We start from the raw sequence: 13441 nt of genomic DNA on the forward strand, positions 1-13441 counted from the left end.
ACCTGAATCTGAAAGATATCGAATCAAACTGGTCTGATGTGCTTCGTCTAGCCACCTCGATCAGCCAGGGGACAGTTACTGCATCCCTAATGCTCAAGAAGTTGGCCAGTTATCCAAAACAGAACGGTCTGGCAAAAGCTCTCAGAGAAATCGGGAGAATAGAAAGAACATTATTCATGCTGAACTGGTTTCGAAATCCAGAATTGCGTCGACGTGTACAAAAAGGGGTCAACTTGGATATGGGAAATTATTGTACGGTAGACATTGTTTCTGTTTTTTATATGAAATATTAACCATTATTCAACTATAATTATTTTATAAAATTTATTTGAGGATCAAATGTATTTTATTACTCTATCAATTTTAATAAACCAAATTTATTTTAACTAATGAACAACATTTTTATAATAGTTCTTTTCTTATTTATTGGCAACCCAGTAAAAATTATTAAATATATTTTTTGTTTATAATCAATTAAATAATATTTATAGAATAGAAAATAAACTAGATTAAAGTACAATAATTTCCCATATCCAAGTTGACCCCAACAAGTACGTATTATCATCATAAAGCAGAACCTAGATTTTAATCGTTATGATCTTAATTCAAAAGTGATGGTTACCTTATTTTCTTTGTTTGGGGAACTTGAGCGAGATTTTATCAGTTTAAGAACTAAGGAAGCCTTAGCCTCAAAAAAAGCAAATGGGATTAAACTAGGTAAACCCAAAGGAACCATTCAAAAAAGTAAGTTTGATGGTGATAAAGATAAAATTATCGAATTACTTAGTTTAGGTGTATCGGTTAGACGAATTGCTAATTTATTGAATTATAAAAACCATATTTCACTTAATACATACATTAACAAGAGAAAATTGTTCAATAGAAAATTATAAATTTTATATTAAAACAATATAGTTGATATTCAAATGATTATAGAAAAATTGATAAGAGAAAATGAAATTGTTTTTGATTCTGAATGCATTGTGTAACAAGAGATTTTGAATCAAAATCAGACAAACCGTTCTTTTATTCAAAACACCCCTACGTTATAAAGAACAAAGAATAGATGATACACTTTATCAATACTTATCGCCACTAAGATGGGAGCATATTAATCTAACAGGTAATTATATTTGGCGTAGCACTTTCAAGATCGGTAAAGGAAAATTTAGGCCCATGAGAACAATAAAAAATCTTTAGCGTGCTTTATTTTCCGTTTCCTGACCTGACCCCAACTAACTCTATTATTCAAAGTAAGATAGAAAGGAATAAAAAGTTTAAATAAAACACTTATAATCAATATTAAAATAATATACAAGAAATAATTGAAAAAGTATTGACTTTAATAATTATTTTTTATAAAATAAAATTACCGTACCGCAAAAAATAACTTAGAAATCAGTACAGTACTTCACCATTTTTCCCCCTGTTTAATCATTAAATAATAAGTCAATAAGGTAAATACAGAAGATAGACTATCTATTTGGTAGTACTATATAATTCTAAAACTATATAAGTATACCTTTGCAATAGAAAAGTAGGACTTACTAAAAACAAGAAAATGTCTACATAGTTGTTGTTTTGTGTCCTATAAAAGACATAAAGATCCATTATTTTACTGAAAATATATGCAATAATGGGCAAAATATTCTTTGTATTTTTCTATTGGAATGGTCTGATAAGGAAGTTATATCTACTAAACGGTTAAAGTTGAATCTTATCATTGATCATTTAAATTTTGTTACTATGAAAAATAATCCTACAAATAGCTCTTCTAGACCATGGATAGACCGTTTGAGTAATTGGTGGAGTAGTAAAATATTAAAAGAACCCCAATATAGTCCAATTTATAGATCATATAATTTAAAAGATGTTAGATCGGATGATTTACTATTATTAGTAAAGGTAAATACTTTTAAATCAGATGAAAGCATACAGAATAATAATACATTATTAGCAAGTAATTTTAGTCATGTATCGGATATTTTTCCTTCAGTAATAATAGATCCTGAATCTATGATAATATACCGTTCTTGTAGTTTACTAGCTAATGTTAATGATACCAGACACTTATATTGTAGTCATTTAGTACATGCATTAGTTAAATATTATGATAACGCGAAAATAGTTTTCCTATTTAATTGCGATGAGATAAGAGAAGAAACTTTTGCATCTTTTTTTGCGCATGTGTTGCTGTTTCTACCGGACATTGATATAAATAATTTTTCAGATCGTTCTCTTATGAGTGTGATGACATTCAATAATTCGCATAAAAACTGTACTTCTCAGGAAGATGTGATAAAAAATCTTACTTATATTTTTCAAAAACATAAAAAGGAATTAGAAGAAAATAAAAAACCAGTATTGAATATAACCCATATAGAAAATTTGTATAATCATTTTTCAGAAAAAGATGATAAAGAGTATAAGAATATAATTCTTCTTAAGAAGCCTGATACGGTACTAATATTGAATTCTGATTGGATTGTTTTAAATAATACAGATCCAACTAACATGCTAAATAAAATACGTCAGACTATATCTTCTCTCATAGAAAATATTGTAATATATATAAAACAATATGTAGATGATCAAGAAGAAAAAAATAGTGATATAGGACCCTACCATAAGAAATTAAAAGAGGCATATGAATCATTTAAAAACATAATAGAAAAATTAGATCAAGGAGGAATGGATTCTAATCATTTTACGCAAAATCTTAATATCATTATGGGTAATTTAGATATTCCTATAACTCATAATTTTAGATTGATTAATCATTATATGATTTATGAAGAGATTATAAATTATATAAATAATGATTATTATAAAACGTATCGTAAAGATCCTATTAATGAGCCTGAGCCATTAGATTTGATTAATAGATTATTAGATTTAGTTAAATATTTTAATGATCAAGTACAATCATATGATTATTTAATTAAACTAAAAGATCTTTTTTCAAGTTATGATATTCAGAAAGATATTACTCAATATACCAATTCTTCTAATGGTCTTATACATTCAATAGATCAGTATATAGTTGGTAAGGAATCACTTGATACAGTTATTAATAATATAGAAATATTATTACTTCCCTACGATAAAAGTTATACTAGGGTAGAAGAATATAATCCTAAAAATATAACGTTCAATCGAGTAAAACTTAGTTTCCTCAAAAAGATCCTATCTTATACATTACAACATAAGACTACATGTGATAATAGTAAAAATAAATTAGTTATAAAAGGTTCCTATGTGAAGCTGAGTGATTTTGAATTCATTATGTATACTTCAGATTTTAAACCTATACTTAAACCTATAGAAGTATTTTCATTAAATAAGGTATTTATCGATTGTGATTTTTATTACACAGGCGATGAAATGCAGCTGTCTATTATCGCACCAACATGGGAAATTATAGGTAATAAAACAATTACATTAGATGGTTTAAATCGAGAAGAAAATTTTGGATTTTCAGTCTTCTTTTCAAGAGAAAAAGATGGTGCACCTGGATTACCTGGTATTTCTGCTGTAAATTTTTTAGGTATTGGAGAAGTGTTTATTAATGCTAAAAATCTTACTATTTCTGCTAATGGTGGTAAAGGGGGAAGAGGAAACGATGGGAAAGATGGTAGTAATGGAGAGGAATATAAATTCACAAAACGTACTAAAAATTTTCTAGTACGTAATATTTATTGTGATCCAGATGGTAAAAACGTAAAGCTTCGTAACAAAGCTGGTAATAGCACATTATATTATTATACAGATGAAATATATTATTATACTAAAGAAGATTGCGATATAGGAGATAAAATTTTATCTAAAAATAATAGAACCTATACAATAGGATCAAATATATCTTATATAGATTCAGAGTATTATTTTAGTTCATGTAAAAAAATACAATCTTTCAAATATAATGTTTATGGAGACAATGGTACAAAAGGATATGATGGTGGAAAAGGTGGAAAAGGTGGAAAAATTAATCTGATTAGTTTAGGTAGTAGTATTCCTGAATTTGTAGTACATAATTATTCTGGGATACAAGGGGAAGATGGAAAAGGTGGAAAAAATGGAGATACAATCTTATTAAATTATGTACAAGTAAAAAGTCATGATTATGATGATTTATGTTATTCATATTGGGAAAAAATTTCAGGAAAATCTGTAAAAGATCGCGGTGAACCAGGTCGAGATGGAGGTAATGATAAAAATATGCTAGACCCAGAAACAGTTCCAGTTCAATACTATTCTGATATACTAAATGAATATGCAATTCACTCATTGGAAGATTTAGTTGACGAGAATAATATAGAAAAGACAGATTCAATCGATTTTCTTAAAAAATTATTTAATCATCAATCTGTTATGGACTTATATGATACACGAGGGTTAGTGAGTCAATTGATAGAGATAGAAAAACAGTATTATAGATTATGTACTAAAAATTCTTTTTTGTGGATGTATGAATCTGTATTGGATACAGTCATCCAACGTCAAAATGATCCTATACAGTATGCCATATCGGAAGACGATAAAATCGCATTGATCCAATTATCTATAACCATCTTAAGTAGAATATACTTTATTAATAGTGGTTTGCTAAATAGTTTAGTACTAGATTCGGATAAATACAGATCCTTACTAATAAATCAACTAGAGAAAATAAAAAAATTTAATAATATAGAGTCCATAATAATAATAAATAAAGAGAACTATAAAAGTAATATACTTGTTAAAAACAATCAAATAAAAGAATTAATTTATAAAAATTTTATACCTAATGTGAATAAAAAATTAAATCAGATAGATAATGATATGAAGTTATTAATTAATGAAGCAAATAATTTGAAAGATAAAACTAGTAATGATAAACATAGGTTAAGATTGCATTTTAATATAGTAAAAAATATAATAATAAAAAAAGAAAATTTTAGCATTATACAGTTTTTATCTGAATTTTTATTTATTTTAAATCCATCGAATGGATTACCCTTTTACTTAGGAATAACTATATCTTATGTATTTTATGATATTTATGTTACCAATAAAAATATTACCAATAAAAATATTACCAATATAAACATTCTTAGTGGCGTAGAAAAAGTATATAACACGTTATAAAATTCTATTGAATCAGCATTAATTTATACAAAAAAAGAATTAAAAGAACATTTAAATAAGGTAAATAATAGTAATTTAAAAGACCTTAAAAAAGAAATAAAAAATATAAATTCCGAATTTTATGAATTCAAAAAAACAAAAAATGTTTTAAATATTATATATTGTAGTAAATTATATGAATTTAAAACTAATTTACTTGAAATATTAAATAGTAAAAAGAAGGATTTAGAAAAAAAACAAAAAAATAATTATTATGATGAATTAAATAAGGATTTAAATAAAATAAACTATATCATCAATGGTGTAGCATTCATTACAACATTTTTTGAAGACTATGAGGAAATAAAACACGATGAATCTAAACTTAGTATGCTCAATATTAATATCGACTATATGGATGATGATATAAGAAGTATAGAATTATATAAAAATAATGTTTACAATATCATTCTTCCTACATTAATGAATCTAGATGATTATATCACAAATAAGACAGGTCTTCTATCTGATTCATCACTTATTCCTAATCAAATACATAAATGGAAACTCAAAAGTATGGTAATTGACTTGCGTCATATAATAAAAAAGATAGCTCGTGATTTTTCTTTAGAAGAAGATTTAATCTATTATGTAGATCAGTTAGAGAACTCTATTGATAGTATAATGAAGTTATATGATCTTATAGACCATTATTCTGAAAACGAGATGTTGGTAAATATTATTTCAAAAATGCATTATGGTAGTGTCGATATAAAAGATCCAAAATTAAATAGTGATATTAATGATTTAAAAATTATATTTCAATCTAATATTGTATTAGCGAAATATAAAAGTGCTCTAAATGGATATTTACAGCTTACGTTTCCATTCGCAGATCTATTGCCAGTATTAATTAATGAAAGAGGTCGTAAGAATAATGAATCATATGTTAATGCAACATATGATATTGATTATATCAATCTAAATAATAGTCTTACTAATACCATTTCTATTGTCACTGATAAAATACAATTTTGGAGTTCAGAAACTCGTTCATATGAACATACGATTAATGATAATATGGATGAATATATACACACTACATCATTTAGTAGTAAAAGTAACCATGCACCTCCATTCTATAGATGGCCCCATCCTGAAAATAAAGATATGGTACTAAAAATATTATCAGGCGAAAAAGTTACCATGATAGCGGATATAAAAAAAGGTATTTCGACAAACGCAGTTAAATTTAACCAAGCAAGAATTTATTTTAAAGCAGTAAATACTTCTATACAAAGTTCATTAGATGAATCGTTAAAGTATTGTAAAGTAGGGATGACCCATCCAGGTATTTCCTATATTAGATGTGATAATAGATTATATACAATCATACATAACCCTATAAAGCTTATATCTGGTTTATTTCCTAGTCAAGATGGTTTACGTTATATGAACAAAGTATCTGAGAAACTTAAAAATCATAATCCTATGATTAGTCCATATACTGAATGGCAGAATGTAAGTATTGGTGATAATTATAATCAATGCAATTATACACTATTAGATAAATATAAATATGAAGCAATTAATATTGAATTAGAAGGACATGGTTCAGATGTGAGATCGAACTTACCAGATATATGTAATGATAATTTAGATAAATATTTTTCATTGTATGAAATAGTACCTGATGATGAATATTATAGATCAGAAACAGAAGCAACACCTTATAGAGGACCTAGAAGTATAGATGACTACAACTTAGAAAATGATCAGGCAACACAACCTGTTACCAATAGCGCCAATAGTAATATGTATAGTTCACCTATAAACTATATTGCTAATATATTCCGTACTAGTTTTAGTGCATTCCAATTTACAAACCCGATAGGAAAAATCACAGACTGGTTTAGTAAGGATACCAATAATATTAATCAAGAAGAACTAAGTCTATCAGATAATCATAGAAGTACATATAGAGCAAGTATAACTACAGAATCTCTACATGAATCATTCAGATCAGCCTCAGATAAAAACCAATATAATGATTCATATACGAATATAAATAGTATAGAAAAGAATTATTTATCATTAATAGATAATCAGAATGTATTAAAAAATATACCGTCACTAGATATAAACGATTTTAGCTCTAACCCTACTGAAAAGATGATACCTCCTGCACCTGATACTGACTATCATATACCAAGATCAGGTACCAATACTAATCCTTATTTAAATAATACAGGATCACAACATAGTTATGAAATTCCTAAGGATGACTACGCGTATTCATCTCAACGATCTAGTAGTGAAAGTCAAAATATAAATTGTATACCCTACGTTTGGGATGCTACCAATCAAGAATATAGTACAGATGGTATGACTTGTACATCCCCTAATGTTAAAGCTGAAGTTTTTAGTAATATTCATCAAAGATCTAATTGTATACAACCTAAAAGTTATTCTATAGGAGGTGATAATTATAGTTCCAAAAATTGTCATCGTCTAAATTATAATGGCCGCCCAGCTATGTATTGTGAAGGAGATCATACGAATACAGTTATACCGGTAGATAATATACCTCCTACTCATATGTTAGAAACTATAAATTCTAACTTAATGTTAATTCAGGCCCTTCGTATTGATAAATTAGTAGTATTACTATGCAAATCAGCAACTAATCCTATAAAATCAGGAGCGTTAATATGGAAAAAAGTAACTAATTTTAAGAGGTTATTCAGTTCAGAGTCTTCTGATAAAAAGGTGGAAGTAGAAATTACTACTGATCAGAAAAATGAATGGAAAGATAGTATTAAAAAAATAACAGAATTAATAAATAATCTAGAAACTTTGTATAATAAATTAATTCCAGAAAAATCAGGATTTAAAAAAGAAGAAATTAAAATCATTGAGAATAGTATCAAACATGCCAAATTAGATTTGGAAGAGTTTAGAGAAATATTAAAATCAAGTCAAAAATATATTAATGAAAATGGAGGATTTGAAATCGTTAATGAAAGAATTGATTCTCTACCAAAAGATCTAGAAGAAAATATTTATAATATTAATTGTAAACAAAAAGAATTTCAACAAGAAAATTCTAAGCAAGCTAATAATGAGCAACAAGAAACTTCTCATAAAACTGATAATCAACAACCTAATGAAAAAGGTGTAGCTAATAGACATCTATCTTATTCCATGTCATCCTCAGATATAGGTAATAACGTACAATTTTGTAGTAACAACAATACAAACGATAATTTTACTCCAAGTAGAGAACCTATATCGATCAATCCTAATTCGACATCAAATTTGCAGAATTGTGGTTAAAACCGATTGAATTAGATTAAATCTAATCTTACTGTTATTGAATTTGTATATCTTATAACGATCGTTTTCAATTATACAAAGTATGGCACGGCTCTCTATATTATCTAATGATGAAATAAATATATTATATACCCTATCCTGGTAACATAAGAAAACATAGGTGTAGAATAATTTTAGATATCTAAAGAGATCTACACTTGAAATATATCAGATAAAATAAGCATACTAAATAGTATAAAAAGTATGTATATTGTAGCGTCTGATTATATTATATAAGTTTGATTAGAAAGAAGTAGATAGAAATTGTTTATGGATAAAATTACGCCGAAAGTAGATTTAGCCTTCGTGTGACATGAGGTCATCAATTGAATTGTTTAGCGGATTTAACTCTGACTGAACCAAGTGTTTTGCCACTTGTACCCTACTAAACTACGTACCAGCAGTAATGCTTTACGTAAAGCGTTTAGGACAATGAATCCCACCCATTAGGGAGAAAGAAGAATCCGTGAGGAAGACAAGATACTGGTAGTGTCAATCGGTATGGGAGCTAGGGTGTGCGGTATGGATAGCAGACGCGAATGATTGTAAACATCGTAAGGTCGTAGCAAGCCAAAGACACTGATAGGCTTGAACCAAAAGGTGTATGACTAGGTTATCAGATTGAATGCTTCTGATACGCAAACGAAACAGTCATCGGTGTATAGATCAATCCTAACCCGCATTATTGTTTAATTGGTGGAACATGGAAAACCCGTATATCGTCTTTCAAGCAATGTTTTTCGGTGTGCGGGCATGGGATAGTGGAAAAAGCGAATGCTTGTTTGTAATGAATAAGATACAAGTTTAAACGTTACTTGGTTTGAAAAAGAGCCCACTTCCACTTGGTCATCTTGGATGAGAGCGTTTATAGAACCTTTGAAGAAAGGAAAGCAAATGATTACAAATAAAATTGTAAGTGCATCTTTCAATGAAATAACCAGTTGGCGTCAAATTAATTGGCAACAATGTGCTAAAAACATTAGAAGGCTACAAACTCGTATTGTTCAGGCAACACAATCGAAAAGATGGAATAAAGTAAAAGCTCTACAACACATCTTAACTCGTAGCTTTAGTGGTAAAGCTTTAGCAGTACAACGCGTTACAACCAACAGAGGGAAATGTACAGCTGGAGTAGATGGTCAGCTGTGGCAATCCTTAAGTTCAAAATGTGAAGCTATTACTGAATTAAAGCATATAGGTTATAGGCCTAAACCATTAAGGCGCATATATATTCCTAAATCAGATGGGAGTAGCAGGCCACTTGGCATACCAACCATGAAAGACAGAGCGATGCAAGCGTTACATCTCATGGGACTAGCACCAGTAGCAGAAACTACAGGTGATAACCACTCATATGGATTTAGAGTTGGTCGCTCTACGGCTGATGCTATGAGCCAAATATTTAAAACTTTGGCTGGAAAGAATCGTGCAGAATGGATTTTAGAAGTGGATGTCAGGAAGTGTTTTGATGAAATTGACCACAACTGGCTACTAAATAATATTCCTATGGAAACAAGGATATTAGAAAAGTGGTTAAAATCTGGTTATATTGAAAAACAAATGTTTTGCTCTACGAAATGGGGTACTCCACAAGGTGGTATCATATCCCCTACACTTGCTAATATGACGCTTGATGGAATAGAAGCTATTATATCGAAGCAATTTGGTAAGAAAGGAGACAAACCACGCAAGAAAAGTGGAGTCTACTTGATACGTTATGCAGATGACCTTGTAATCACAGGAAAATCTAAAGAAATATTAGAAATTCAAGTCTTACCGTTATTGAAGGAATTTTTAGAAACAAGAGGGTTAAATCTCGCATCTAAGAAAACAAAAATAACGCATGTAAGGTCTGGCTTTGATTTTCTCAGCCAAAATGTGCGTAAATATGGTGCAAGTATAATCATTAAACCATCTAAAGATGGTATTAAGAGGCTGCTGGATAGAGTGCGTCAGACAATCAAGAAAAACCAAGCGCAAACCCAAGGTTATCTGATAGATCTACTCAATCCCCTAATTAGAGGATGGGCATATTATCACCATAAAGTATGTGCAAGGAAAGTCTTTGAGAAGGTAGACCACGAAATTTTTAAAATGCTATGGAGATGGTCGAAAAGGAGGCATCCTAACAAAGGGCTTTATTGGATTAAAGAGAAATACTTTAAGACAAAAGGCACACGCAGTTGGTGTTTCTTATCCAAGACTATAAAAGAAGGTAAACTGGTAATTAAAGAATTATTTAATGCAACCAGCCTTCCGATTCGTAGACAGATAAAAATAAGAGCAGCAGCTAATCCATTTTGTAGGGAGTGGTTCGCTTACTTTAAAGAGCGTTATCCTAACGCTGAATAGTATATAGAGTTAATGATGGTAGATGAAACTAAAAATATTATATCAGAGCTAGTTGCCGGTGCTTATAGGAAGTACTTTAGATGGCTCGAGCTGAATGAACCGAAAGGTTCACGTTCAGTTCCACGAGGAGGGGTTTAGAATGTTATCAATCTTAATGTCATAATGTTATGTTAATTATACCATTCCGTAGCCCCTTACTCTACAAAAAAATATTTGGGGTAGAGGAAAATAAAGATCTATTGATTGCTCTAATCAATGCCACAGTTTCAAAAGAAGATCAAGTAGTAGATGTTACGCTATTAAATCCTTATAACCCCAAAAATTTTAGGAGCGATAAACTGTCTATACTAGATATTAAAGCCTTAAGTGAAACAGGAAAAAGGTTTAATATAGAAATACAAATTACTGATGAATCAGACTATGATAAACATGCCTTATACTACTGGGCCAAGTTGTATACAGATCAATTAAAGGGTTCTCAGGACTATGCTACTTTAAATAAAGCACTAGGTATCCATATTCTTAATTTTGTATCTATAACAGATAATCCTAATTATCATAATGAGACCGTTGTTATAGATAGTTATTATAATTTTTGATAAGGTTGTAGTTGTATTTTTTGTAGTTTTTATGGTTAAGGATGCATAAATTTCATTATTTATTGATTTTCAAGTTAATATTTGTATATTTTAGATATACCATCCCCCTAAAAACCCTTTAAAATGATATTTGGAGCTCTATATAAATTATAGGCTATAGATTCCATAACATGTTGCGTATGGGTTTTATCAAGGCCTATATACCTAGCTCCTGAACTACGGAACCACCTCTTAATACTTCCAAATACTCTTTCTACTTTATAGCGCGTCTTAGATACCAATTTATTAAACCGTTTAGCAGCAGGTGATAAGGGATGATTTCTATTACCTTTCTTTTGAATAGCTGATTTTAATTTCTTGTTTTTTAGTAAAGTTTCGTTGGGCAAACCGCTATAGCCTTTATCTCCATAGAGCCTGCTTCCTGCTTTTAGAGATACTTTATCCAATAATATAGGTAAATGGGCACCATCATGACTAGATGCTTTTGTAGTCGTGACTGCCAGAACTAAACCTTCTTTACTTTCTATAAGGACATGTCGTTTATACCCATAGTAAAGATTATGACCTTTTTTGGTCCAACTAGCTTCTGGATCTACCCCTTTTTGATAACTATGAGATACCGATATAGTACCATCCTCACGCAAATCATAGCTCTTTTTACCTTTGGGACGTCTAGGAGTAGGGGTGATAGAGGCGTCAATAACTGCACCATGCTGAACCAGAACACCATGGTTAGATAGTTGATCATTTATGATTTTTAACAATCTATCTAAAGCTTTCTTTTCTGTAAGAGCAGTCCTAAATCTGCTTAATACACTATGATCTGGTACGGAATTATCCATCGATATACCACAAAACCTGCTAAAAGTAATACGATCATTTACTTCCTCTTCGACTTGGTAATCGCTCAACCCATACCACTGCTCAAGCAATAGCATTTTAAACAAAAGAAGGGGACTATAAGCAGGCTTGCCTGATAAACGTAAACCTTTAGGATAATAAATACGCAGTTCTTTTTCTACTAATGACCAGTTAATCAGATTATTGATTTGATCAAAAAAGGTATGCTTGCATTTACGACGACTAGCTGATATATCTGATAAACTTAACTGACCGCTCACTTTGATTGACATAATAATATCATAAAATTTTTATTACAAAACCTAAACAATAATTACAAGTTAAGCTTTTAATAAAATTAACAATTACTTTTTTATACTAAAATCTAAAAACCTATTGCAACGGTCTCATAATGTATTTCGTATCACAGAAAAAGAGACTGGATTACCCTACTTTAGGGATCTAGAATTACACACTGTAGAGCTGACTAAGTTCAGTAAAGATCCAGATGAAGATCTAAATAGTTTATTAAAGAAGATCAAAACCTCTTTAGACATTTGGACGGCCTTTCTTACCCGTAATGATTTACTCAATAAAGATAACTTACCAGAACCATTAGCCATCCACACCCTGAAAAAGGCGTTGCATGTTTTAGATACCCTAAACTTCACCGATGAAGAGAGAATGGCTTATGAAGATCACTTAAAATGGTTAAGAATAGAAGCCAATACAATAGAAAAATATAGAAAAGAAGCAGAACATAAAGGGAGAAAAGAGGGTAGACAAGAGGGAGGAAAAGAGAAAGCTCTTTCTATAGCTAAGGCTATGCTTCTAAAAGGTTACTCTACGGAAGAGATTACTATTCTTACTGGTTTATCTATTACTGATATTCAGTCTATTGTATAGATTATATAGAAATAAATGATCGGATCTAAAAAACAGGTAGGCTCTGTCCAATTAAGTGTGTAAAATATTTTTATGTTTTATTGAATTCTCTTTTCAAATTTAATTAAAAAATGTGCTATAGCCTCACTCCAATTATGAATAGGCATGGTCCACTTTTTGGTCATGTAGTTAATAGTTAAATATAAGGTTTTAAAAACAGCTATATCGTTAGGAAATACTCTTTTATTTTTAGTAACTCTACGGAATTGGCTATTTACAGATTC

7 protein-coding genes and 2 pseudogenes are annotated in these 13441 nt (G+C 29.7%); 7 read left to right on the forward strand and 2 right to left on the reverse strand.

Going from position 1 to position 13441, the window contains the following annotated elements; genetic code table 11:
• From ACRRVB_RS00335 to ACRRVB_RS00360, 6 genes and pseudogenes are all read left to right on the forward strand, one after another.
• Nucleotides 1-233: pseudogene (locus tag ACRRVB_RS00335) on the forward strand (Tn3 family transposase); the annotation flags it as partial.
• A gap of 324 nt (nt 234-557) precedes the next feature.
• Entirely contained in the window at nt 558-893 is a 336-nt protein-coding gene (locus tag ACRRVB_RS00340; protein ID WP_490036316.1) for a recombinase family protein, read from the forward strand.
• Between the two features lie 772 nt (nt 894-1665).
• Nucleotides 1666-5127 carry a hypothetical protein gene (locus ACRRVB_RS00345; protein ID WP_432466045.1) on the forward strand — a complete coding sequence of 1154 codons (3462 nt, stop codon included), beginning with the start codon at nt 1666-1668 and terminating at the stop codon, nt 5125-5127.
• A gap of 393 nt (nt 5128-5520) precedes the next feature.
• Nucleotides 5521-8442: a hypothetical protein gene (locus ACRRVB_RS00350; RefSeq protein ID WP_432466046.1), complete on the forward strand. Its 2922-nt coding sequence runs from the start codon at nt 5521-5523 to the stop codon at nt 8440-8442.
• 894 nt (nt 8443-9336) lie between these two features.
• A complete protein-coding gene (gene ltrA, locus ACRRVB_RS00355) occupies nt 9337-10833 on the forward strand; it encodes a group II intron reverse transcriptase/maturase (protein ID WP_432466047.1) in 1497 nt (498 codons plus the stop codon).
• A gap of 167 nt (nt 10834-11000) precedes the next feature.
• The gene (locus ACRRVB_RS00360; RefSeq protein ID WP_432466048.1) at nt 11001-11432 is read left to right on the forward strand and encodes an Rpn family recombination-promoting nuclease/putative transposase; all 432 of its coding nucleotides are present in this window, start codon (nt 11001-11003) and stop codon (nt 11430-11432) included.
• Nucleotides 11433-11539: 107 nt separating this feature from the next.
• On the opposite strand, the gene ACRRVB_RS00365 is transcribed toward ACRRVB_RS00360, so the two are convergent.
• The gene (locus ACRRVB_RS00365; protein ID WP_432466030.1) at nt 11540-12565 is read right to left on the reverse strand and encodes an IS5-like element ISCca7 family transposase; all 1026 of its coding nucleotides are present in this window, start codon (nt 12563-12565) and stop codon (nt 11540-11542) included.
• A gap of 106 nt (nt 12566-12671) precedes the next feature.
• Between ACRRVB_RS00365 and ACRRVB_RS00370 the strand changes: the two are divergent.
• A pseudogene (locus tag ACRRVB_RS00370) lies at nt 12672-13178 on the forward strand (Rpn family recombination-promoting nuclease/putative transposase); the annotation flags it as partial.
• A gap of 77 nt (nt 13179-13255) precedes the next feature.
• On the opposite strand, the gene ACRRVB_RS00375 reads toward ACRRVB_RS00370, so the two are convergent.
• The coding region (locus ACRRVB_RS00375) for a transposase (protein ID WP_432446213.1) at nt 13256-13441 on the reverse strand (186 nt) is incomplete at its 5' end.

This window comes from Candidatus Cardinium hertigii (assembly GCF_050864855.1).
Classification (GTDB): Bacteria; Bacteroidota; Bacteroidia; order Cytophagales; family Amoebophilaceae; genus Cardinium; species Cardinium hertigii_C.

Excerpts from the sequence above, each read along its gene's own strand:
- ACRRVB_RS00350 (WP_432466046.1), top strand. The coding sequence starts at position 5,521 with ATGGATGATGATATAAGAAGTATAGAATTATATAAAAATAATGTTTAC.
- ltrA (WP_432466047.1), top strand. The coding sequence starts at position 9,337 with ATGAGAGCGTTTATAGAACCTTTGAAGAAAGGAAAGCAAATGATTACA.
- ACRRVB_RS00360 (WP_432466048.1), top strand. The coding sequence starts at position 11,001 with ATGTTAATTATACCATTCCGTAGCCCCTTACTCTACAAAAAAATATTT.
- ACRRVB_RS00365 (WP_432466030.1), bottom strand. The coding sequence starts at position 12,565 with ATGTCAATCAAAGTGAGCGGTCAGTTAAGTTTATCAGATATATCAGCT.